Here is a 22680-nt window from a genome sequence, read left to right on the forward strand (position 1 = left end):
ATCAATTGCCAAAGGGGGATGGACTAGGCAAAGAAATAGCGCGACTCCAGCACCAGGCTGAGGTCCAGGTCGCCATGCGGCGGGAGGGGTGGGAGTTTCTCTGCCGCTTCTGGCGGGAGCTGCTCGACGAGTTGCTGTCGGAAGTCGGCCAGTACGTCGCCGCTGTATTGATCGACGAACGCCTGCCGGAGTGCGGCGGCGAGGATTGCTGCCTGGCCCGCGTGCGTACCGTAGGAGTCGTGGATCATGGCGAACGACTCGATGCCGTTCTCTGCCGCGAGGCAGGTGGTCAGCATCATGTGGCTGGCGTCGCAGGAGTGGACGAAGTTCGGACTGATCCCGAGGGTCTGCCTGCGACGGTCGAGCTTAGTACCGCCGATGTTGACCACTAAATTCACCTCGCGGCCTCCGACGTGCGGCCGGATGCGGACGCCTTCCTCCTCGCGGTACTCCTGGAGGACCGGGAAGCCAGCGGGGGTCGTCCAGCTCACCGGCAGGTCGGCCGACGAGGCGACCTTGGAGGCGTCACGCAGCCAGTCCATCGCCGCGCGGGCTGCGATCACGACCTCGCCGATGCACTCCCACAGCAGGGTCGCCAGGTACTCGGCGGTCTCCCAATCGTCCTCCATGCCCAGCTTCTTGAACTTGGAGAGCACCTGGGCGCGCATGCCCGACTTCGTGACGCCGTAGGGCAGCGTCATCACCGGCTGCTTCACGATGTCGCGGGTGAGCTGGCCGTCCAGCTTGATCGCCAGCGGGTCGCCGCTCTCGGCACGGGCGCGCAGCTTCTCCTGGGCCACGTCTTTCACGCGCGAATAGATGTCGGCGGGCTTCGGCTGCGGGATCAGGTTGGTGGCTGCACCGCCCACGGAGTCGCGGAGCATGGCCGAGAAGTTCTGGAGGCCGTTACAGGAGCCGTCGAGCGCGATGGGCAGGTGGGAGACGTGATCGCGGCCGTTGAGGCTGTAGCCGAGCCACTCGAAGCACGCTGCCAGCGCGCAGAACGGGCTGTCGGCGTCCATCCAGAAGCGTTGGCCGTCCAGCGGATCGAGGGCGCTGTCGAGAATCTGCTCCTCGTGCTCGCGCACCCAGGCCACGCGCTCCTCGAACGACACCTTGTCCACGCCGAAGCAGTTGGCGACGTGGATGGCGAGCCAGTAGGCACCGTCCTCGCCGAGCGGCACGCCTTGGGCGAACGTCAGCAGGCCCTTGGCCGCATCATCACCCTGCGGGGTCAGCGTCGGGGGCAGGGGGTAGCACCGGCCGCGGAAGTCGAGGTTGTGAGGGAAGTAGATCGCGGGGTACTCGGCGAACTTCTCCGCCAAGGCGATCTTCTGCGCGGCGGCGAGGCGGGTGGACACGCTGCGCGCGTTGGCCTCGTAGACCTTGGCGCGGTCGCGCTTCCATTCCTTGAACTCGTCGGCGTGGTGCTCCTTGAAGTAGTCCGGGTCGGTCTCCAGCAGGGCAGGGCGGCTCGGCAGGTCCATCAGTTCACGCTCCGGCAGCCCGGCGACACCGCCGCCTGCGTTCCACAGCTCGCGCATGACCTCTAGGACGGGCACGTTCACCTTCCAGGCGGTTGCCTGGATGGCGTTGAGGGCCTGGTAGACGTTGGGCATATCGACCAGCGCCAGCTCGCGCTTGTAGGCGCGGTTGCGGGTACGCACGAGGTCAGCCCGGCCGCCGATGTCGGTCAGGTAGCCGCCGTCGCGGGGCGTGGTCCACGGACGGGGCGGGACGACCATCGGCATCAGCACCGGCTGGTACAGGGCGGCGCTGTCGTGGGCCTTGGTCAGCCAGTCGAGCACCTTCTGATTCCCGGCGATGAGCAGGTGGCGCTTGCCGCGCTCGGCGACGGTGACCAGCTCGACCAGCCCGGTCGCCTCGACGAACAGCTCGATGAGCTTCATGCCCACCAGCAGCGCGTCCTTGTCGGACAGGTAGAGGCGCTTGTCGTCCTCGGGGGCGAACTCGGCGTCGGCGATGACGTGCCGCATGACGGCGGTGGAGTGCCGGGCCGAGGTGGACTTCTTGAGCTGCTCCTGGACGACCCGGTACAGGCCGGGGTGCTTCTCGCGGAGCAGGGAGAAGTTGATCTCGTTGGCGACCTCGTGGCCCAGGGTGATCGCCACGGACACCGCCTTGCGGTGATCGGCGACCAGCGCGTTGACGCAGGTGAAGCTGGTCAGATAGGCGAGGGCGTGGGGGTTCAGGTGGCGGATGAATTTGAGGGCGGCGTGGCGCTTGCCCGGCTTGCCGGTGTCGGCTTCGGCCACGAACGCCATGATCGCGGCGGCGGTGGCGTCGATGCTCTCCATGACCAGCTTGCGGCCGGGGCCGGTCTCGGCCTCCTGGCGCTGCTCCCTGATCTTCTCGTAGCGGGCAATGCCCAGGCTGGTGCTTTCCTTCTCCAGTTCGAGCTGGGCGGCGTGCAGGTCGTTCTCTTGCCAAGTCGTCATCGTTTGCCCTCGGGGGATGCAAAAGTCAAAACGGGAGGACCGCACCGGGGGCTGCCCGGTACGGTCCTGAGTGGTTCGGTTGTTGGTCCTGGGTGGACCTATGTGGAACTGTAGTAGTCCTCGGTGGTGAACAGCAATGAGTAGTTCTGAATGGTTGTCCTAGGAGGAGGTCCGCCGAAGATGACCACTTTATTCGGCGTCACCTGGTGTCACCTGTCGCGGCACCCGGCGTCACCTATATGTCACCCGAAGCGTCACCTGATAGACTGGAACGCTGTAAGTAGTTGAGTGGTCAGCACTAATCGGCAGGGGCTTCGGGATTTAGGTTCCAGTGCCGCAAGGCGTGGGGGTTCGAGTCCCCCCTTTCGCACCAGTGCCGGCCTGTCCCCGCCCTGATCGGGCCCCGCTGCCCCCCCTTGACCGGCACGCGCTGGCAGTGCAGGCCGAATTGGGCGAAACTAAAGGGCTGCGGCAAGCAGGCGCGTCCCAGACGTCGTGTCCTTACAACCGTTTCATCCCAATCATCGAGCCGGGGGCGTGGGCCACCGGTGGCAGGAGTCAACATGCAAGCTTCGATCGAATCCACCGGCAACCTGGAACGCCGCCTGAGCTTCTCGCTGCCGGAAGACCGTCTGCAGAGCCACATCGTCGGCCGCCTGGGCGAAATCGCCCGTACCACCCGCATCAAGGGTTTCCGTCCGGGCAAGGTGCCGGCCAAGGTGATCGAGCAGCGCTTCGGCGCGCAGGTCCGTGGCGAGGCGCTGGACGGCCTGCTGCGCGAAACCTTCGACGCGGCCGTGCGCGAGCACGATCTGCGCATCGTCGGCAGCCCGCGCATCGACAAGGGCGACGAGGGTGAGTTCTCCTTCGTGGCCACCGTGGAAGTGGTGCCGGACTTCGGCGACATCGACGTCAGCAAGCTGACTGTCGTGCGCCACACCGCCGAGATCACCGACGCCGACATCGACCAGATGATCGAGAACCTGCAGAACCAGCGTCGTACCTGGGCCCCGGTCAGCCGTGGCGCGCAGGACGGTGACCTGGTCGCGGTGGAAACCTGGTCGCAGGCTGGTGAAGAGCGCCTGCCGGCCGAAGGCACCGAGAAGGGTTCGATCGTGCTCGGCCAGGGCATGATGTTCGAAACCATTGAAAAGGGCCTGGTCGGCCTGGCCAAGGGCGAAGAGAAGACCCTGGACGTCGAGTTCCCGGCTGACTGGCGCGTGCCGGTGCTGGCCGGCAAGACCGTGCAGGTCACCGTCAAGGTCGCCGAAGTCTCCGAGCCGGTCGTGCCGGCGGTCGACGAAGCCTTCATCAAGAGCTTCGGCGTGAAGGGTGGCGATGTGGAGCAGTTCCGCAGCGACATCCGCGCCAACCTGGAGCGCGAGCTGAAGGGCGCCCTGATGAACCGCCTGCGCCGTGAAGTGGGCGAGCAGCTGATCGCCGCCTATTCCTCGGTGGAAATGCCGCCGCGCCTGGTCGAGAACGAAGCCCGCGCCATGCTGGCCCAGCAGGTCGAGCAGATCCGCCGCAACGGCCAGAACGTCGGCGAGATCCCGGCCGATGCCCACGAAGGCTTCAAGGAAGCGGCCGCCAAGCGCGTGCTGGTCGGCCTGCTGGTCGGTGAAGTAGCCCGCATCAACGACCTGCGCCTGGAAGCCAAGCGCCTGAACGAAACGATGCGTCTGATCGCTTCGACCTACGAAGAGCCGGAGCAGGTCATTGAGATGTACCGCAACGACCCCCAGCTGATGTCTGGCCTGCAGAACCGTGTGATGGAAGAGCAGGTGATCGACTGGATCGCCGAGCGTGCCCAGCACACCGAAGAGAAGCTGTCGTTCCAGGACGCGATCCGCCAGTAAGCCCGGGCGGATCACCGGATGCCCCGCGCCTTTGCCGGCGCGGGGTTGTTGCCCCCCAAGATAGGTACCTCACGTAATGGACAACCGAACCAAAGCCCTGAACCTGGTTCCGATGGTGGTCGAGCAGACCAGCCGCGGCGAGCGTGCCTACGACATCTATTCGCGCCTGTTGAAGGAGCGCCTGATCTTCCTCGTGGGCCCGATCGACGATCACATGGCCAACGTGGTGGTGGCGCAGTTGCTGTTCCTGGAATCGGAGAACCCGGAAAAGGACATCAACATCTACATCAACTCGCCGGGTGGCGTGGTCACCGCCGGCATGGCGATCTACGACACCATGCAGTACATCAAGCCGAATGTGAGCACCACCTGCATCGGCCAGGCTGCCTCGATGGGTGCCCTGCTGCTGGCCGCGGGCGAAGCCGGCAAGCGCTATGCGCTGCCGAACTCGCGCGTGATGATCCACCAGCCGCTGGGCGGCTACCAGGGCCAGGCCACCGACATCGACATCCACGCGCGTGAGATCCTGACCCTGCGTTCGCGCCTGAACGAGGTGCTGGCCAAGCACACCGGCCAGTCGCTGGAGACGATCGCCCGCGACACCGAGCGCGACAACTTCAAGAGCGCCTTCGAGGCGCAGGCCTACGGTCTGGTCGACCAGGTCCTGGAGCGTCGTCCGGATGAGTCGATCCAGGCCGGTTGACCGGCCTTCACGGGGCCATGGAGGCCTCGTTCCTGCAGGGTCGGGCGGGACTGGTGTCCCCTCGGCCCTGTGCTATTCTCGAATCGAACCCCCGTTCAGCGGGTGGGGTAACTGGGTAAGCGAAGCATGAGCGAAGACCGCCAAGGTCGTTCCACGGACACCGGCAAGATCCTCTACTGCTCTTTCTGCGGCAAGAGCCAGCATGAAGTGCGCAAGCTGATTGCGGGTCCGAGCGTGTTCATCTGTGATGAATGCGTGGAGCTGTGCAACGACATCATCCGCGAGGAGCTTGAGGAAAAGGCGCAGTCGGCGCGCAGTTCGCTGCCGAAGCCGCGCGAGATCCTCGAGGTGCTCGACCAGTACGTGATCGGCCAGAACCGCGCCAAGCGCACCCTGGCCGTGGCCGTGTACAACCACTACAAGCGCATCGAGAGCCGGCAGAAGAACGACGACGTCGAACTGGCGAAGTCGAACATCCTGCTGGTCGGCCCGACCGGTTCGGGCAAGACCCTGCTGGCCGAGACCCTGGCCCGCCTGCTCAACGTGCCGTTCACCATGGCCGACGCCACCACGCTGACCGAAGCCGGTTACGTGGGCGAGGACGTGGAGAACATCATCCAGAAGCTGCTGCAGAAGTGCGACTACGACGTCGAGAAGGCGCAGCAGGGCATCGTCTACATCGATGAAATCGACAAGATCTCGCGCAAGAGCGAGAACCCGTCGATCACCCGCGATGTGTCCGGCGAAGGCGTGCAGCAGGCCCTGCTGAAGCTGATCGAAGGCACCGTGGCCAGCGTTCCGCCGCAGGGCGGCCGCAAGCACCCGCAGCAGGAATTCCTGCAGGTGGACACCAAGAACATCCTGTTCATCTGCGGCGGCGCGTTCGCCGGGCTGGACAAGGTGATCCAGGCCCGTTCCACCGACGTCGGCAGCATCGGCTTCGGCGCCAAGGTGAAGAGCAGCGAGCGCAAGCAGGAAGTGGGCAAGGTGCTGGCCGAAGTCGAGCCGGAAGACCTGATCAAGTTCGGCCTGATTCCCGAGTTCGTCGGCCGCCTGCCGGTGGTGGCGACCCTGGAGGAGCTGGACGAGCCGGCCCTGATCAAGATCCTGACCGAGCCGAAGAACGCCATCACCAAGCAGTTCAAGAAGCTGTTCGAGATGGAGAACGTCGAGCTGGAGTTCCGCCCGGACGCGTTGTCGGCCATTGCCCGCAAGGCGCTCAAGCGCAAGACCGGTGCCCGCGGCCTGCGTACCATCGTCGAATCGGTCCTGCTGGACACCATGTACGACCTGCCGTCGCAGGAAAACGTCAGCAAGGTGGTGGTGGACGAGTCGGTGATCGAGCACAAGTCCGAGCCGTACCTGATCTACCAGACCCCAGCGGCCCCTGAACAGAAGGCCGCAGGCGCCGAGTGATCCTTCCAGGTTGTTGATTGGAAAGGATTTTCAAGGAATGCCTTGCATCTGAAAGCCGATGGCCCCATAACGGGGCCATCGGCTTTTTTTGTCTCCGGAAGATGCCCTCCCGGAGGCGGTTTTCCCCCTTCCCTGGAGCCCCCATGGCCCGTTCCCCAAGTGAAACCCTCGACCTGCCGGTCCTGCCGCTGCGCGACGTAGTGGTGTTCCCGCACATGGTCATCCCGCTGTTCGTCGGCCGTGACAAGTCCATGCACGCGCTCGAACAGGCAATGGAGGCGGACAAGCGCATCCTGCTGCTGGCGCAGAAGTCGGCCGAAACCGACGACCCGCATGCGGCCGACCTCTACCAGGTCGGTACGCTGGCGCAGGTGCTGCAGCTGCTGAAGCTGCCCGACGGCACCATCAAGGTGCTGGTCGAAGGACTGTCGCGCGTACAGGTCACCCACGTCGACGAGCGCAACGGCTCGCTGCACGGCCAGGCGGTGGAGATCGAGGCCACTGACGAGCGCGAAGCGCGCGAGGTCGAGGCCATCGCCCGCTCGCTGATGTCGCTGTTCGAGCAGTACGTCAAGACCAACCGCAAGCTGCCGCCGGAGCTGTTGCAGACGCTGTCGGGCATCGATGAGCCGGCGCGCCTGGCCGACACCATCGCCGCGCACATCAGCGTGCGCCTGGCCGACAAGCAGCGCCTGCTGGAAACGCTGGCCGTGGGCGACCGCCTGGAAATGCTGGTCGGCCTGGTCGACGGCGAGATCGACGTGCAGCAGATGGAGAAGCGCATCCGCGGCCGCGTGAAGTCGCAGATGGAGAAGAGCCAGCGCGAGTACTACCTCAACGAACAGATGAAGGCCATCCAGAAGGAACTGGGTGACCTGGACGACGCACCGGGCGAGCTGGAAGAACTGGCCCGCAAGATCGCCGAAGCCGGCATGCCGAAGGCCGTTGAAGCCAAGGCGCGCAACGAACTGAACAAGCTCAAGCAGATGTCGCCGATGTCGGCCGAAGCCGCTGTGGTGCGCAACTACCTGGAGTGGCTGCTGGGCGTGCCGTGGAAGAAGCGCAGCAAGGTGCGCAAGGACCTGAAGGCTGCGCAGGACACCCTCGACGCCGATCACTACGGCCTGGAGAAGGTCAAGGAACGCATCCTTGAATACCTGGCGGTACAGTCGCGCGTGAAGCAGATGAAGGGACCGATCCTGTGCCTGGTCGGGCCGCCGGGCGTGGGCAAGACCTCGCTGGGCCAGTCCATCGCCAAGGCCACCAACCGCAAGTTCGTGCGCATGTCGCTGGGCGGCGTGCGCGACGAGGCCGAGATCCGTGGCCACCGTCGTACCTACGTCGGTTCGATGCCGGGCCGCATCGTGCAGAACCTCAACAAGGTCGGCAGCAAGAACCCGCTGTTCGTGCTCGACGAGATCGACAAGATGTCGATGGACTTCCGTGGCGATCCGTCTTCGGCGCTGCTGGAAGTGCTCGACCCGGAGCAGAACAACGCGTTCAACGACCATTACCTGGAAGTGGACCTGGACCTGTCCGAAGTGATGTTCGTGGCCACCTCGAACTCGCTCAACATTCCCGGCCCGCTGCTGGACCGCATGGAAGTGATCCGCATCCCCGGCTACACCGAGGATGAGAAGCTCAACATCGCCACCCGCTACCTGGTGCCCAAGCAGGTCAAGGCCAACGGCCTGCAGCCGGAAGAGCTGGAGATCGGCAGCGATGCCATCCAGGACATCGTGCGCTACTACACGCGCGAATCGGGCGTGCGCAACCTGGAACGCGAGATCGCCAAGATCTGCCGCAAGGTGGTGAAGGAGATCGCGCTGGCCGGCCCGCAGCCGGCGGCGAAGGCGAAGAAGGGTGCGAAGAAGAAGGCGCTGGTGAGCGTGTCCAGCAAGAACCTGGACAAGTACCTGGGCGTGCGTCGCTTCGACTTCGGCCGTGCCGAGGAAGAGAACGAGATCGGCCTGGTCACCGGCCTGGCCTGGACCGAGGTCGGCGGCGATCTTCTGCAGATCGAATCGACGCTGGTGCCGGGCAAGGGCCAGCTGATCCTGACCGGCCAACTCGGCAACGTGATGAAGGAATCGGCTTCAGCGGCGCTGTCGGTGGTGCGTTCGCGCGCGGTCGGCTTCGGCATCGACAGCGACTTCCTGCAGAAGCACGACGTGCACCTGCACGTGCCCGATGGCGCCACCCCGAAGGACGGCCCGAGCGCCGGTGCGGCAATGGTCACCTCGCTGGTGTCGATGTTGACCAGGGTGCCGGTGCGTGCCGACGTGGCGATGACCGGCGAGATCACCCTGCGTGGTCGCGTCACCGCCATCGGTGGCCTGAAGGAAAAGCTGCTGGCGGCACTGCGTGGCGGCATCCGCACGGTCATCATCCCGGAAGAGAACCGCAAGGACCTGGCCGACATTCCGGCCAACGTCACCCGCGATCTGAAGATCGTCCCGGTGAAGTACATCGAAGAGGTCCTGGACCTGGCGCTGGAGCGTCCGTTGGCACCGAAGAAGGCGCGCAAGAGTGCGCAGCGTGTCACGGTGCGCAGCAAGGCCAAACCGAGTGGAAGCGCGCGCGTCAAGCATTGACGCGCGCTGTCCAATGGCCCGAAACCCGCGTCATTGCTGGCTTTCCAGCTTGCGTGGGGGTAGGGCCACTGGTATAAAAGCAGCACTCGCGAATGAGTGATCGCTGTCAGCGATGACTGAATCGGCGAACCGTTTCCACATGGTGGCCGCATGCAGAAGGCATGCGGTTGCTTCCCTGTCGAATAAGCGGAACCCACCGCCAAAGGAGTTGTAGAGAATGAACAAGACCGAATTGATCGATGCCGTTGCTGAAGCTGCCGACCTGACCAAGGCCGAGTCCAGCCGCGCTGTCGATGCCGTCGTTGCTGCCATCACCAAGGCGCTGAAGGACGGCGATGCGGTCACCCTGGTTGGCTTCGGTACCTTCCAGGTCCGCGACCGTGCTGCACGCACCGGCCGCAACCCGAAGACCGGCGACACCATCAAGATCGCTGCTTCGAAGAATCCGTCGTTCAAGGCTGGCAAGGCCCTGAAGGATGCTGTAAACTAAGCGGCTCGCTGGGGTGCTTAGCTCAGCGGTAGAGCGTCTCCTTTACACGGAGAGGGTCGGGGGTTCGAAACCCTCAGCACCCACCACAGCACCGCGGTAAAAGTTTGAGTGTGGAGCGGTAGTTCAGCTGGTTAGAATGCTGGCCTGTCACGCCGGAGGTCGCGGGTTCGAGTCCCGTCCGCTCCGCCATTCAACGAGGCCTCCGGCCAAAAGCTGGAGGCTTTGTTTTCTTCCCGGTCCAGGCCGGCTGGAAAGCAAAAAAAGCAACAATGCGGAGCGGTAGTTCAGCTGGTTAGAATGCTGGCCTGTCACGCCGGAGGTCGCGGGTTCGAGTCCCGTCCGCTCCGCCACTACATCGAGGCCCCCGGCCTGAAGCCGGGGGCCTTGTCTTCTCCCCGGAAGGTTCGGGAAGAAGGCGAAAAGTTTTGCAAGAACGGAGCGGTAGTTCAGCTGGTTAGAATGCTGGCCTGTCACGCCGGAGGTCGCGGGTTCGAGTCCCGTCCGCTCCGCCATTGCAGAATTCTTAAGTCCCTGTGAAAAAACTTTGAAAAAAGTGTTCACCGGGCTGGGTTTCCAGGGAGTCTTCGGATATACTGGGCGCCTGCAAAGTTTCAGCGCGGAGCGGTAGTTCAGCTGGTTAGAATGCTGGCCTGTCACGCCGGAGGTCGCGGGTTCGAGTCCCGTCCGCTCCGCCAACTCTAAAAGCCCTCGGCGCAAGCCGGGGGCTTTTTCTTTGTGCCGTCGGAAGCGGTGCGCAGGCCACGCCGGTGCTGCTTTTGGTCCCTGCGACGAAGCGGGTTACACTGCCGGGCTCGCCAATCAGGCCTTGTGATTCCTCACCATGCTGCAGAAACTCCGCGACAAGACCTCAGGCTGGATCGTCACCGTGATCCTGGGGCTGCTGATGATTCCGTTCCTGTTCGTGATCGACAACAGCTACCTCGGTGGCGTTGGCGCACAGAACGTGGCCAAGGTTTCCGCGCCGCCGACCTGGTGGCGTTCGGCACCGTCGTGGTGGCCGGTGCGCATGCTGTGGCAGCATCATGAGATCAGCGCGCAGGATTTCCGCACCCGCTTCGAGCAGGAGCGCATGCGTGAGCGCCAGCAGCAGGGCGAGAATTTCGACCCGCGCGCGTTTGAAAGCACCGAAAACAAGCTGGCCGTGCTCGATCAGCTGATCGACGAACAGGTCGTGCGCCTGGTCGGCGAGCAGGCCGGTGTCGTGATCGGCGATGGCGCGGTGCGCGAGTACATCGCCACCATCCCGGCCTTCCTCGATTCGAACGGCAAGTTCAACGAGAACAACTACCGCCTGGCGCTTGCCGGTGGCAATCCGCCGCGCACGCCGACCCAGTTCCAGGAACTGGTGCGTGAGAGCCTGCAGCAGTCGGTGATCCCGTCGGGCCTGCAGAACTCGGGCTTCGTTACCCAGTCCGAGACCGAGCGCCTGCTGAAGCTGCTGGGCGAGACCCGCGATGTCGAACTGGCCGCGCTGCCGGAAGTGCCGGCCGATACCGCGCCGGTGACCGACGCGCAGATCAAGCAGTGGTACGACAGCCATGGCAAGGACTTCCGCCAGGCCGAGAGCGTTTCGCTCGAGTACGTCGAGATCAATGGTGCGAACCTGCCGGCACCGACCGCCGCCGACGAAGCCACCCTGCGCAAGCGCTATGAAGACGAGAAGGCGAAGTTCACCACGCCGGAGCAGCGCCAGGCCTCGCATATCCTGATCACCGGCGACGGTGCCGAAGCCAAGGCGAACAAGATTGCCGCCGAAGCCAAGGCCGCCGGCGCCGACTTCGCTGCACTGGCCAAGGCCAACTCGGAAGACCCGGGTTCGAAGGGCCAGGGTGGTGACCTGGGTTGGGTCGAACGCGGCGCGATGGTCAAGCCGTTTGAAGATGCGTTGTTCGCTGCCAAGGCCGGTGACGTGATTGGTCCGGTCAAGACCGAGTTCGGCTATCACATCATCAAGGTTGCTGCGGTCCGTGGCGGCCAGGGCAAGTCCTTCGAGGAAGTGCGTGACACGCTGGCTGCCGAGCAGCTGAAGGCCGACGGCGAGCGCGGCTTCAACGAACTGGCCGGCCGTCTGGTCGACGCCATCAACAAGAGCCCGAGCGATCTGGCTGCCGCGGCCAAGGAAGTGAACCTGCCGCTGCAGACGCTGGGCCCGATCACCCGTGCCACCGCCAGTGGCATCGCCGCTGACCCGGGCGTGCTGCGTGCCGCCTTCTCCGACGTGCTGGTGCAGGACGGGACCGCCAGCGACCCGATCGCGCTGGGCGGCGCGACCAACCACAGTGTGGTCATCCGCGTGGCCGCACACACCCCGGAACAGGCCATGCCGCTGGACAAGGCGCGCGAGCAGGTGATCGCTGCGATCCGTGCCGACCGTCAGCGCCAGGCCAGCGACAAGGCGGCCGATGCCGTGCTGGCCAAGCTGAAGGCGGGCGCCACCCTGCAGTCGCTGGCGGCCAGCGAGAAGCTGCAGCTGAGCCCGATGCCGGGCCTGCCGCGCAGCCAGCCGGTACCGACCCCGGAAATCAACCGCGCGATCTTCAGCGCGCCGGTGCCGGCCGATGGCAAGCCGAGCTACGGCAAGGTCGATGTCAACGGCCATGCGTTGCTGTTCGCGGTGAACAAGGTGAACCCGGGCGACGTGAAGGAAGTGACCGCCGAGCAGCAGAAGCAGCTGAAGGACCAGCTGAGCCAGATCGATGGCATGGCTGCGGCCAAGGCCTATGTCGAGGCGATGCGCAAGAAGTTCGTGATCCAGACCACCGAAGCGAACCTGTAAGCCTCGCGGCGGGCAGGATCGAAGAAGGCCCGGCAATGCCGGGCCTTTTTTTGTCTTCGCGTCGTTTGTGGCGCGCTTGGCCTCTGGTAGTGGTCGAGCTTGCTCGACCGCCTTTTGTAAGGTCGAGCCGTGCTCGACTGCATCCGCTGGGCGCAGGCATGAAAAAGCCGAGCATGGGCTCGGCTCTATACGGGAGGCGCGCTTGGCCTGTGCGTCAATCCTCGACGCGCAGCACCGCGCCAGGCTTCAGCACGCTGCTGCCGCTCAGGCCGTTCAGCGACAGCAGGGCCTTCACCGGCATGCCGTAGCGGCGGGCGATGGTCCAGGCCGACTCGCCATCACGCACGGTGTGGCGGCGGCTGCGCGGACGGTCGGCGATCGCGGCGACGGTTCTGGTGACCTGCGGCGTCGGTACAGCGGCCGCCACCGGTGCGGTGGTGGCGACCAGCGCGGTCGCTGCCTCCGCTACCGTCGCATTTGCGGCCGAGACCGGCGCCAGCACGCGGGTGGTACCCGAGGGGCGGCCACCGGAGGCCAGGGCCGGGTTGAGGCGGGCGATCCTGGCAGGGTCCAGGGCGCGCTGTGCGGCCCACTGCTGCACGCTGGTGCCCGCAGGCAGGGTGTGGTCCTTCAGCACCGGCACGGTGCGGTCCAGCGAGGCCATCACGCCAGGTTGGTCTTCCACGTCTTCCAGCACGCAGGCCAGGGCATGCAGCTTCTCGACGTAGGCATGGGTGACCGGCGACAGGCCGGGCAGCGCCGAAGGCTTGGCGTTCTGCGCGTTCATGCCAGCCTTGCGCATGGACTGCAGCACGCGGTACTCGCCGGCGTTGTAGGCCATCGTGGCCAGGCGCCAGTCGCCGCCGAACATGCCGTGCAGGGTCTTCAGGTAGCGCACTGCGGCCTGGGTCGAATCGACCGCCGACAGGCGGCCGTCATAGCCGTTGGTCATCGGCACGCGATGGTTGCGCGCGGTGGTGGCGATGAACTGCCACAGGCCGGTCGGGCCGCTGCCATTGCGGGCATTGGGCCGGTAGCCGCTTTCCACGAAGGGAATCAGCGCGAACTCGGTGGGCAGGTCGGCCTTGCGCAGCTCTTCGACCACGTAGCCGAACAGCACCAGCGCATCGTCATCCTGGTTGGCCAGGCGCGATGGGGCGTGGGCGAACTGCTTCTGCCAGCGCGGGCTGGTGGCCTCGGCGTCGCAGCTGGGTTCGGCCAGGCCGTCGCGGAAGCTGGTGAAGATCTCCTGGCCGTTACGCACCGAGGCTGCTGGCAGCGCGGACGGATCCAGCGGCAGGGCCGCGGCAGCGGTCAGGTTCTGGCTGATGCCGGCGCCCAGCGACTGTGCGCCCGCGGTTCCGGCCAGCCCCAGGGCAAGGCCCAGGGCCAGCGGCAGACTTCGGCGCATCATGCGCGGAAGCCGTCTTTCCAGTGCCGGAGACCGGCCATCACGTCGACGTCGTCAACGACGTCACGGCCCAGGTGTGCCGAGACCGACGCACGGATCGGCGCCGCGTGCACACGCAGGAAGGGATTGCAGTCGAATTCGTTGGCCAGGGTTACCGGCAGGGTGGAACGGTCATCGCGGCGCATGGCCAAAGCCTCCTCTTGGCGCTGCCACAGGGCAGCGTTGGCGGGGTCGACATGCCGCGCGAAGACGGCATTTGACACGGTGTACTCGTGGGCGCAACAAAGCAGCAGTTGCGCGGGCAAGGTACCCAGCTTGCGCATCGATGCCAGCAGCTGGGACGGCGTACCTTCGAACAGACGTCCACAGCCCAGGCTGAACAACGAATCTCCGCTGAAAAGATGTTCAGCAGTGTGAAACGCGATGTGGCTGCGGGTATGCCCGGGCACGGATAGTACGTGGAACGTCCGGCCCAGTGCCTGAACGCGTTCACCTTCGCCGACGCGTTCGGTGGCCGTGGGGATGCGCTCTTCGACCGGCGCGATGACCCGTACACCGGGAAAACGAGCCTGCAGTGCGGGCACGCCACCGATGTGGTCGTCGTGGTGGTGGGTGAGCAGGATCGTGTCCACGCGCAGGCCCTGATCGGCCAGTGCGAGCACTGGCGCGGCATCGCCGGGGTCGACGACCACGGCAGTGCCATCGTCGGCGATCAGCGTCCAGATGTAGTTATCCGCAAATGCGGGCAGGGCAGTCAGTCGCATAGAATTGGACCATGCCCGCGCTGCAGAGCACCCGTCAAGCGAGCCAGACCCCGTGGTTCGACAGTGAGCCGGCGTCGGCGCTGCGCGTTCTGGAACGGCAGTTGCTGCTTCCGCAGCTGTCGGCGCTGCCCGCGCAGCCCTGGCTGTGGATCGCGCCGAGTGCGGCCTGGCTGGAGGATGCGCAGCTGGGTGGGCGTGGCCTGCGCCTGTACCGGCAGGGGTCGGGACCGGGCTATGACGGCGATACCCGCTGCGGGCTGCCCTTGCCCCTGGCCAACGAGAGCGTCAATGCGATCGTGCTGCAGCATGTCACCACCGGCGATGCCGACCTGCTGCTCGACGAGTGCGAGCGCGTACTGATGCCGGGCGGCCATTTGTGGCTGAGCAGCCTCAATCCGTTCAGCCCCTACCGCACGCACTGGCGGCAGCATGGGCTGGTGGTGCGCACGCCGCAGCGGATCCGCCTGCTGCTCGGCCGCCATGGCCTGGAGTGCGACGATATGCGCTACCTCGGCCCGCTCTGGCGCGGTGCCGGCAGCCGTCGCCCGGGGGGCTGGGCGCCATTGCGCGCGGCCTGCCTGTTCCATGCGGAGAAACGCACGCTGGCCCTGCCCGGGCCGAAACCGCTGCCGGTGCGCTGGCACGGCACCGTTGCTACCTGATTCTGGAGCTGTATTGAAAACCATCGAAATCCACACCGACGGATCCTGCCTCGGCAATCCCGGCCCCGGCGGCTGGGCTGCGTTGCTGCGCTACAAGGGCCACGAGCGCGAGCTCAGTGGCGGTGAAGCGCACACCACCAACAACCGGATGGAGCTGATGGCGGCCATTTCCGGGCTGGAGACGCTGACCGAGCCGTGCAACATCGTGCTCTACACCGACTCGCAGTACGTGCGGCAGGGCCTGACCCAGTGGATGCCCGGCTGGATCCGCAAGAACTGGAAGACCGCTGGCGGTGATCCGGTGAAGAACCGCGAGCTGTGGGAGCGCCTGCACGCGGCCACGCTGCGGCACCAGATCGACTGGCGTTGGGTGAAGGGCCACTCCGGCGACCCGGACAATGAGCGGGTGGATACCCTGGCCCGCAACGCGGCGATCCAGATCCGCGACGCCAGCCCGGTAAACTGAGCCCATGCGTCAGATCATCCTCGATACCGAAACCACCGGCCTGGAGTGGAAGAAGGGCAACCGCATCGTCGAAATCGGCTGCGTGGAGCTGTTCAAGCGCCGCCCGACCGGCAACAACTACCACCAGTACATCAAGCCGGACTGCGAGTTCGAACAGGGCGCGCAGGAAGTCACCGGCCTGACCCTGGAGTTCCTCGATGACAAGCCTGAATTCGCGCAGATCGCCGATGAGTTCCTGGCGTTCATCGATGGCGCCGAGCTGATCATCCACAACGCGGCGTTCGACCTTGGCTTCCTCGACAACGAGTTGTCGCTGCTGGGGCCGCAGTACGGAAAGATCGCCGACCGCTGCACGGTCATTGATACCCTGGCGATGGCGCGTGAGCGCTTCCCGGGCCAGCGCAACTCGCTGGATGCGCTGTGCAAGCGGCTGGGCGTGGACAACTCGCACCGTGCGCTGCATGGCGGCCTGCTCGATGCGCAGATCCTGGGCGATGTCTATATCGCACTGACCTCGGGTCAGGAAGAGATCGGCTTCGGCCTGGGCGAGGAAGATGGCGGCGGTGCCGGCGCGGCGTTGCAGGCTTTCGATACCAGCAAGCTGCTGCCTCGTCCGCGCGTGGTGGCTACGCCGTCGGAACTGGAAGCGCACGCTGCGCGGCTGGAACGGCTGCGCAAGAAGGCCGGCCACGCACTGTGGGATGGCCCGAAGGTGGAAGAGCCCGCCAGCGCGTAATACATCGAGGTAGTGCCGGCCGCTGGCCGGCATCGTCCTGATACGAGGTTCCCCGCGTGAGCCGGCCAGCGGCCGGCACTACCGCCTCCACGCATGGCGAGGCTCTACCGGTTAATGGCAGCGCACCAGGATCACGCTGATGTTGTCACGGCCACCGCCGTCGAGTGCGGCGGCGACCAGCGTATCCACGCATTCCTGCGCGCTGGCATCTTCGAATGCCAGGGTGCGGGCGATGCCGCGGTCATCCACTTCCTCGGTGAGACCGTCGCTGCACAGCAGCAGCTGCATGCCCGGACGCAGCTCACCACTGGTGGTGGCCACGTTCAGGTGGGCTGGATCGGTCACGCCCAGTGCCTGGGTGACCACGTTGCGATGCGGATGCGCGCGTGCCTGTTCGGCGGTCAGGTTGCCCTGCGCGACCAGTTCCTGCACCACGCTGTGGTCCTGGCTGAGCTGCGCCAGCTGGCCGTCGCGCCACAGGTAGGCGCGGCTGTCGCCGACCCAGGCCACTTCATAGCGGTTGCCCTGCACGCGCGCGGCGACCACGGTGGTGCCCATTGGCAACGTGTCGTTGCGCCGGCGCGAGGCGCGGATGATCTCTTCGTCGGCAGTGCGGATGGCCTGTGCCAGCGGTGCGCCGCGGCGGATCTCGCGCACGATGGTTTCGCGTGCCAGTGCACTGGCCACTTCGCCGCAGGCATGCCCGCCCATGCCGTCGGCCACCAGCCACAGGGCCAGCTCGCTGTCACCGTAGTAGGTGTCCTCGTTGAGCTCGCGGCGCATGCCGGGGTGGGTGAGGTGTCCGAATTCGATCATGGTAGGCAGGGCGGGGTATTGCCGGGGGAGACAGGCATCATCGGGTGGCCGCAGGCATCCGGCAAGGCATGCGCCCAGGAAATTTTCAGTTCGTTGGCCGGAATGACTTGTCGTCGGCCTCACTTCCTCGTATGATGCGCGTCCCCGGTCCGCCGGGGACCACCCGGAGAGGTGGCAGAGTGGTTGAATGTACCTGACTCGAAATCAGGCAGGCGTTTATAGCGCCTCGGGGGTTCGAATCCCCCCCTCTCCGCCAGATAAAAGAAAAGGGCTGCCGAAAGGCAGCCCTTTTCTTTTATCTGGCGCGGGACACGACGCGCGTTTCGCGCGTCGCCCCACACGTTGCGTGGCAACGCGTGGGCCCCTCCCTTTGCCTGCCTCTCCCCGCCCCTGTCGGGGCAGCCCCTCAACAGAGGGGCTTGCTTCTCCAGATGGTTCCGGGCGTGGATGCGGCATTGATGACTTCCTTGTCTCTGCGGGAATAGAAGAGGGCTGCCGAAAGGCAGCCCTTTTCTTTTATCTGGCGCGGGACGCGACGCGCGTTTCGCGCGTCGCCCCACACGTTGCGCCGCTCGTTGCCCGCTGGGTGCATCCACGCACGGCGTGGAAGGCAAGGCCATTCGCACAGGGTGGGGACCGATGCCCTGTGCGAATGGCGTGTGCTCAGAACGTGTAGCCCAGCCCCAGCTGTATGCCGTTCTGGGTCTGGCCGTCGCGCCGCTCGCCCACGTAATCAACCATCACCGACACGCGCTTGCTGGCACGGCTGGTCACGCCCAGGTTCCAGGCCAGGACCTGCTCACCGACGGGCTGGCTGCTGGCACTGAACAGCAGGTCCGGGGCGGCGGCGAAGCCGTTGCTGTAGCGGGCCTGGGTATCGCCCAGCTCCTTCTGCCAGACCACGCGGGCCCGCGGGGTGATGCGCTCGCCGTTGTTGCCGTCGAAGGTCTTGAACAACTGCAGGCCGGCGCCTACGCGGATGCTTTCCAGGCTGCCACTGCGGCCGATGAGTGCGGCTGCGTCCTGGCCTTCGTTGAAGTGCGTGGCCGAGGTGCGCATGTAGTCGATCACCGGCAGCAGCGGCTGTATCACCAGGCCGTTGCCGGTGGTGAACGAGAACGCATGCTCCACGCGCGCGGAAATCGCGTCGTTGCTGTACTTCGCGCGCAGCGGTGCCTGCAGGCCCTCGATTCCCTCGATGCTGCGACGGGTGTCGTGGCGAAGATCGGTGTAGCGGACGGCGGCGGAGAGGTAGCCACGCGAATAGAGCGCGTCCACGTAGCCGCCGATATCCAGCGCGCGGACATCGCCGCTGAATCCTGCACCTTCACTGGACCGGGTCGACATGTCGGCCGCGGCAAGGCTCACGCCCAGTGTCACGCGGTCGTCTGCCAGACGGGTATCGGCACCAAGCGCGATACCGCCGATGGTGTGGTTCAGGCCGGCGACGCCCGCACCACCCTCGATGCGGCCATGACTGCCGAACCCGCGCGCCCAGAAGCTGCGGTTGTGTCCGGCGTCGCCCGCCTCACTGCCCGCATCTGCCGGTGCGACCAGGTGCATCGCCAGCTGGTTGAACAGGCGACTGCCGGTCGTTGCCGATTGCGCCGAGGCGGTCTGCGCGGCCTGTGCTGCCAGGCCGTCCGCATCGCCACCGCTGCGCGATGCTGCCTGGTGCTGCTGCACGACGTTGCCGATGCTGCCGACCAGTGCGGTATCGGCCAGGCGCAGGCTGGCATGCGCGTCGCCGCGCAATGCTCCCGCCTGGCGCGCGATGTCATCGCGGTCAGCGAACTGCAGGGCACCCAGCAGTCCGCTCATCGAGGAGGTGCGCTGCGCAGCGGCCTGTTGCAGTGCGATGCCCAGACCGTCGCCGGACGGGGCATTGCCGAACAAGCGTGTGTCGTCGAAGGAGGGATTGGCGGTCAGCCACAGGCCACTGCCGGTCTGGTTGACGGTGAAGCTGAGCAGTGAATTGTGGCGAGGGCGGAATACGGCGCCGGGAGCGGTGAGGTCCACCGCGCTGCCGGCCTCGCCACTGCGCTCGACGTACTGGAAGCGCCCTTCGATGAAGTCCGACACCGGTGCTGCGCGGGTCAGGGTATCGGGCGTCGCGGTGCGGCACCACAAGCCGGCGTACTCACCGTTCGACGGGCCGCAGGGGGCGACGGGCAGCTGCAGGGCGCTGGAATCCACCTGGGTTCCGACCAGATGGTTCTGCTGGCCTGCCGGGAAGAACGCCTGCTTGATGTCCAGCGTCAGCCTGGCGCTGGGGGCAATGCTCAGCACGGCGCGGTTGATGTTGCCGTACAGGTTGTAGTCACCGGACCGCCGGTCCTCTTCGACCAGGAAGTAGCGGGCTTCTTCCAGCGTCAGTGCCGGTGCGGTGCGCTGGCTGTCGACCTGGAAGGCCAGGTTCGCACCGTCATTGAGGTTGATGTAGCGCCCCTTGCCGATCCGGAAGCGTTCGCTGGTGAACACGTCGTCGCCACCCGGCGCGAGTGCTTCCAGCGAGTAGGGGCGCATGACGATGCCGGAGGGCGCGAGCGTTCCGCCCTCGTTGATGTCGATCGTGGCATTCAATGAACCGTTTCCGGTCAGCACGCCGCCGCGTTCGACCACGGTCAGGCTGCGCAGTGCGCCCTGCTGCAGCTCGATGCGCCCGCCATTGCGGGCGCCGATGGCTTCGGCGTGGTGGATCCAGCCATTCTGCTGCAGGCGCAGGGTGCCGCCATCGGCCACCACATACTGGGCGGCGGAGGCGGTATCCAGTGACCAGACACCGCCCTTGCCGATGCGGATCACACCGAAGGCGTCGTCCAGCCGGATGTCCGGGGTCGATTGCTGGAAGTAGCGCAGGTTGGCCAGCGCATTGGTGTAGCGCCCGCGCACGGCCAGGTTCGGATTGAGGTCTCCGCTCACGTCCTTGTCGATGGAAAGCACGTCGCCGGTCTGGACGTAACCGGCTTCGGTGACGACGCGATCACTGTAGAAGGTCACACCGGGATACGCGGTGCAGTTGCCTGCCGCGCTCTGGTCGCGGGTCGGGCAGAAGCGCGTGGCCACGGCCGCCACGTTCGGGTCGAAGTAGCGCAGGAAGCCCGACTGCTGGGTCAGTTCATAGTGCGCCTGGACGATGCGCGCTTCGATGACCGCGAAGTCGGTCGGGCCGAACATGTCCCGGTAGTACTTGATGTACTTGTCCTGCCCCGGGTACGGGGTAGGGCCGTTCGGGCCGGATTCGCCATGGATGCCCAGCACCGTCTCCGTGTAGTTGCCGTGCGCCGGCAGCAGGCCGAATTGCGTGACCTTGCGCTTCACGCCGGCAACGAAGGCGTCGGCGCAGGCCGAGTAGCAGCCGCCGTCCAGCACGGTATCCAGCCCGTGCTGGCGGATGATGGCGCCCATGCCCACGCCACCGGAGGCGGCCCCGCCCGGCGAGTTGCGGAACACCACCTGGCGCAGCGGCGTACCCCGGGCCTGCGCGGCGAGGATGTAGGCCTCCAGCGTCTGCGGATCGGTCGCCAGCACGTTGCCGGTGTAGTAGAGCGTGTCTCCATTCACGTGGAAGGCACTGGCATGGGCCTGCGGCGAGGCAGCGATGCCGAGAAGCGCTGCAACAAGGGCACTGCCGAGGACGGTGGCGCGACGGGTGGGGAGGGCGGGATATCGATGCATGCGGAGTTCCACGGAAAGGAGTGAAGTGCGGTTGCCGCCCCTTTTTCGCTGCATGAACACGCTGATGCGGCGTGGTTTCAACACGTTGCAGCGTGGGCAGGGCGGCGGGTCGCGCGCGCTCGGCCGTTGGACTGGCCGGGCGAGGAGGGCGACAGGCCGCCTCTCCAGACCGCTAACGCAGCTGCGGGGGGTTCTCCCCCAGTCATCGCGCTCGGCTGACCATGCAGGCGCCGGGGCGCAGCGTTTGCGCCGCGCGGGTTACCATGTATGCATCACCTGCTGGAGCCTTCCCCCATGAGCGCTGAAATCCTTGTCCCCGTGTCCTTCGGCGAGCTGCTGGACAAGATCTCGATCCTGCAGATCAAGTCCGAGCGCATCAGCGACGAGGGCAAGCTGGCCAACGTGCGCAGGGAGCTGTCGGCGCTGGAGCAGACCTGGATGGCGCACCCGGCGGCGGTGAAGGACATCGCCAAGCTGCGTGCCGAGCTGAAGGCGGTCAACGAGCAGCTGTGGGACATCGAGGACGACATCCGCCTGAAGGAAAAGGCGCAGGCGTTCGACCAGGGCTTCGTCGACCTGGCGCGCAGCGTCTACCTGCGCAACGACGAGCGTGCGCGCATCAAGAAGGCGATCAACCTGGCGCTGGGCTCGGCGTACGTGGAAGAGAAGTCCTACCAGGATTACGCGCAGCGCGCGTAATCCCGGCGGCCAAAAGGGGGAGGTCCACGCCACGCGTGGATGAAACCGCAGGGCGCAGGCCAACGCCCGGCCGGCCCATCACCCCAGATGATCGGCCACGTAACGCTCGAAAGCCGCGATGCCGTCTTCGACAGTGATCAGTTCCATCACATCGTCGAACTCGATCTTGGTGCCCCATTTCAGATCGGCAGCCTGCTTGGCCAGGTACTTGCGTGCGGCGTCGTCGTAGCGGTCCACGCAGTAGCGGCGGTCCGAGTACGGTCCGCTGCGGTTCGGGTTGCTGGCCGCATGCAGGCCCAGCACCTTGGCGCCCATCGCGTTGGCGATGTGCATCGGGCCCGAGTCCGGAGTCATCACCAGGTTGGCGCGGGCAAGCAGGGCAGGCAGCTGCTTCAAGGTGTCCTTCCCGACCAGGTCCAGCGCCGGCGTGAGCAGTTGTGCCTGGATGGCATCGGCCATGCTGCGCTCCAGTTCGCTGCGGCCACCGCACAGCACCACCTGCCAACCACGCTGCGCGGCGTGGTTGGCCACGGCTGCATAGCGGTCTGCATACCAGTTGCGGCGCACGTGGCTGGAACAGGGCGAGATCATCAGCACCGGGCGCCCATCGTCCTGCCATTGCGCAGCGGCCCAGTCATATGCGGACTGGGGCACGGCCAGGTCCCAGCTGACCTCGGTCTGGCGCAGGCCCAGCGGCTCGCAGAAGCTGCCGATGGCATCCAGCACATGGACGCCGGGGCGGTCGGGAATGCGCTCGTTGATGAAGAGCCCGTGCAGGTCCTTGGAACGGCTGCGGTCGTAGCCGATGCGTCGCTCGGCGGGAATGAACGCCGACAGCAGGTTGGCGCGGAACGCCACCTGCATCTGCAGCAGCGCTTCAAAACGCCCCGGTGGCAGCTGTTTGCGCAGCTCCTTGACACCTGCCATGCCGCTCTTCTTGTCGTAGGCGTGGAAAGTGACGCCGGGCAGGCCATCGAGCAGTTTGTGGCCGACCTTGTCGATGATCCAGTGGATCGGCGTGTCCGGACGCGCAGCCTGCAGGGTGCGCACCAGGGGCACCACGTGTGTGACATCGCCGAGTGCGGACAGGCGCAGGAGGCACAAGGAGGAGGACGCTGATGCCATGTGTT

16 protein-coding genes and 6 tRNA genes are annotated in these 22680 nt (G+C 65.8%); 16 read left to right on the plus strand and 6 right to left on the minus strand.

Translation table 11 applies throughout. The features are described 5' to 3' along the window. Positions 1 to 23 precede the first annotated feature (23 nt). The gene (locus AC5P6X_RS06405) at positions 24 to 2459 is read right to left on the minus strand and encodes a DNA-directed RNA polymerase (protein ID WP_005412423.1); all 2436 of its coding nucleotides are present in this window, start codon (positions 2457 to 2459) and stop codon (positions 24 to 26) included. 563 nt (positions 2460 to 3022) lie between these two features. Between AC5P6X_RS06405 and tig the strand changes: the two genes are divergently transcribed. The 11 genes from tig (at position 3023) to AC5P6X_RS06460 (ending at position 12318) form a co-directional block, all read left to right on the plus strand. Further along, positions 3023 to 4318 carry a trigger factor gene (tig, locus tag AC5P6X_RS06410; RefSeq protein ID WP_005408268.1) on the plus strand — a complete coding sequence of 432 codons (1296 nt, stop codon included), beginning with the start codon at positions 3023 to 3025 and terminating at the stop codon, positions 4316 to 4318. A gap of 76 nt (positions 4319 to 4394) precedes the next feature. Next, complete coding sequence (gene clpP / locus AC5P6X_RS06415; protein ID WP_004146318.1) at positions 4395 to 5021, plus strand: ATP-dependent Clp endopeptidase proteolytic subunit ClpP; 627 nt, start codon at positions 4395 to 4397, stop codon at positions 5019 to 5021. Positions 5022 to 5147: 126 nt separating this feature from the next. Continuing rightward, positions 5148 to 6437 (plus strand): ATP-dependent Clp protease ATP-binding subunit ClpX, encoded by a 1290-nt coding sequence (clpX, locus tag AC5P6X_RS06420; RefSeq protein WP_004154600.1) that lies wholly within the window; start codon positions 5148 to 5150, stop codon positions 6435 to 6437. Between the two features lie 143 nt (positions 6438 to 6580). Beyond that, positions 6581 to 9031: an endopeptidase La gene (gene lon, locus AC5P6X_RS06425; protein WP_088436039.1), complete on the plus strand. Its 2451-nt coding sequence runs from the start codon at positions 6581 to 6583 to the stop codon at positions 9029 to 9031. Positions 9032 to 9248: 217 nt separating this feature from the next. Then, positions 9249 to 9521, plus strand: coding sequence for an HU family DNA-binding protein (locus tag AC5P6X_RS06430; RefSeq protein WP_005408270.1), 273 nt, complete (start codon positions 9249 to 9251; stop codon positions 9519 to 9521). Positions 9522 to 9532: 11 nt separating this feature from the next. After that, a tRNA-Val gene (locus AC5P6X_RS06435) sits at positions 9533 to 9607 on the plus strand. Between the two features lie 26 nt (positions 9608 to 9633). Next, positions 9634 to 9710 (plus strand) — tRNA-Asp (locus tag AC5P6X_RS06440). An 84-nt stretch (positions 9711 to 9794) separates the two neighbouring features. Further along, positions 9795 to 9871 (plus strand) — tRNA-Asp (locus tag AC5P6X_RS06445). A gap of 85 nt (positions 9872 to 9956) precedes the next feature. Continuing rightward, positions 9957 to 10033: transfer RNA gene (locus tag AC5P6X_RS06450), tRNA-Asp, on the plus strand. 106 nt (positions 10034 to 10139) lie between these two features. Then, positions 10140 to 10216, plus strand: a tRNA-Asp gene (locus AC5P6X_RS06455). Positions 10217 to 10362: 146 nt separating this feature from the next. After that, positions 10363 to 12318, plus strand: coding sequence for a peptidyl-prolyl cis-trans isomerase (locus tag AC5P6X_RS06460; RefSeq protein WP_005408271.1), 1956 nt, complete (start codon positions 10363 to 10365; stop codon positions 12316 to 12318). A gap of 214 nt (positions 12319 to 12532) precedes the next feature. Here the strand turns inward: AC5P6X_RS06460 and AC5P6X_RS06465 are convergent, their stop codons facing one another. Continuing rightward, positions 12533 to 13732: a lytic transglycosylase domain-containing protein gene (locus AC5P6X_RS06465; protein ID WP_043033713.1), complete on the minus strand. Its 1200-nt coding sequence runs from the start codon at positions 13730 to 13732 to the stop codon at positions 12533 to 12535. Beyond that, positions 13729 to 14493, minus strand: coding sequence for a hydroxyacylglutathione hydrolase (gloB, locus tag AC5P6X_RS06470; protein WP_005412427.1), 765 nt, complete (start codon positions 14491 to 14493; stop codon positions 13729 to 13731). Before gloB ends, AC5P6X_RS06465 begins: the two co-directional genes overlap by 4 nt. Before the next feature lie 11 nt (positions 14494 to 14504). Between gloB and AC5P6X_RS06475 the strand changes: the two genes are divergently transcribed. From AC5P6X_RS06475 to dnaQ, 3 genes are read left to right on the plus strand one after another with little or no spacing between them, the layout of a single operon-like run. Further along, a complete protein-coding gene (locus tag AC5P6X_RS06475) occupies positions 14505 to 15155 on the plus strand; it encodes a class I SAM-dependent methyltransferase (RefSeq protein ID WP_108270507.1) in 651 nt (216 codons plus the stop codon). Between the two features lie 13 nt (positions 15156 to 15168). Then, positions 15169 to 15621, plus strand: coding sequence for a ribonuclease HI (rnhA, locus tag AC5P6X_RS06480; protein ID WP_005408275.1), 453 nt, complete (start codon positions 15169 to 15171; stop codon positions 15619 to 15621). Between the two features lie 4 nt (positions 15622 to 15625). Continuing rightward, positions 15626 to 16357 carry a DNA polymerase III subunit epsilon gene (gene dnaQ / locus AC5P6X_RS06485; RefSeq protein WP_108270508.1) on the plus strand — a complete coding sequence of 244 codons (732 nt, stop codon included), beginning with the start codon at positions 15626 to 15628 and terminating at the stop codon, positions 16355 to 16357. A gap of 111 nt (positions 16358 to 16468) precedes the next feature. On the opposite strand, the gene AC5P6X_RS06490 is transcribed toward dnaQ, so the two are convergent. Further along, positions 16469 to 17173 carry a PP2C family protein-serine/threonine phosphatase gene (locus tag AC5P6X_RS06490; protein WP_005408277.1) on the minus strand — a complete coding sequence of 235 codons (705 nt, stop codon included), beginning with the start codon at positions 17171 to 17173 and terminating at the stop codon, positions 16469 to 16471. Between the two features lie 165 nt (positions 17174 to 17338). Between AC5P6X_RS06490 and AC5P6X_RS06495 the strand changes: the two genes are divergently transcribed. Further along, positions 17339 to 17429: transfer RNA gene (locus tag AC5P6X_RS06495), tRNA-Ser, on the plus strand. Positions 17430 to 17836: 407 nt separating this feature from the next. Here the strand turns inward: AC5P6X_RS06495 and AC5P6X_RS06500 are convergent. Beyond that, positions 17837 to 20851 carry an autotransporter outer membrane beta-barrel domain-containing protein gene (locus AC5P6X_RS06500; RefSeq protein ID WP_108270509.1) on the minus strand — a complete coding sequence of 1005 codons (3015 nt, stop codon included), beginning with the start codon at positions 20849 to 20851 and terminating at the stop codon, positions 17837 to 17839. A 294-nt stretch (positions 20852 to 21145) separates the two neighbouring features. Here AC5P6X_RS06500 and AC5P6X_RS06505 point away from each other — a divergent pair, with 294 nt between their 5' ends. Next, positions 21146 to 21550 (plus strand): DUF6165 family protein, encoded by a 405-nt coding sequence (locus tag AC5P6X_RS06505; protein ID WP_005408281.1) that lies wholly within the window; start codon positions 21146 to 21148, stop codon positions 21548 to 21550. Positions 21551 to 21628: 78 nt separating this feature from the next. On the opposite strand, the gene AC5P6X_RS06510 is transcribed toward AC5P6X_RS06505, so the two are convergent. Beyond that, positions 21629 to 22675, minus strand: coding sequence for a glycosyltransferase family 9 protein (locus AC5P6X_RS06510; protein ID WP_012479274.1), 1047 nt, complete (start codon positions 22673 to 22675; stop codon positions 21629 to 21631). Positions 22676 to 22680 lie beyond the last annotated feature (5 nt).

The organism is Stenotrophomonas sp. YJH_SMC_40, from assembly GCF_059368615.1.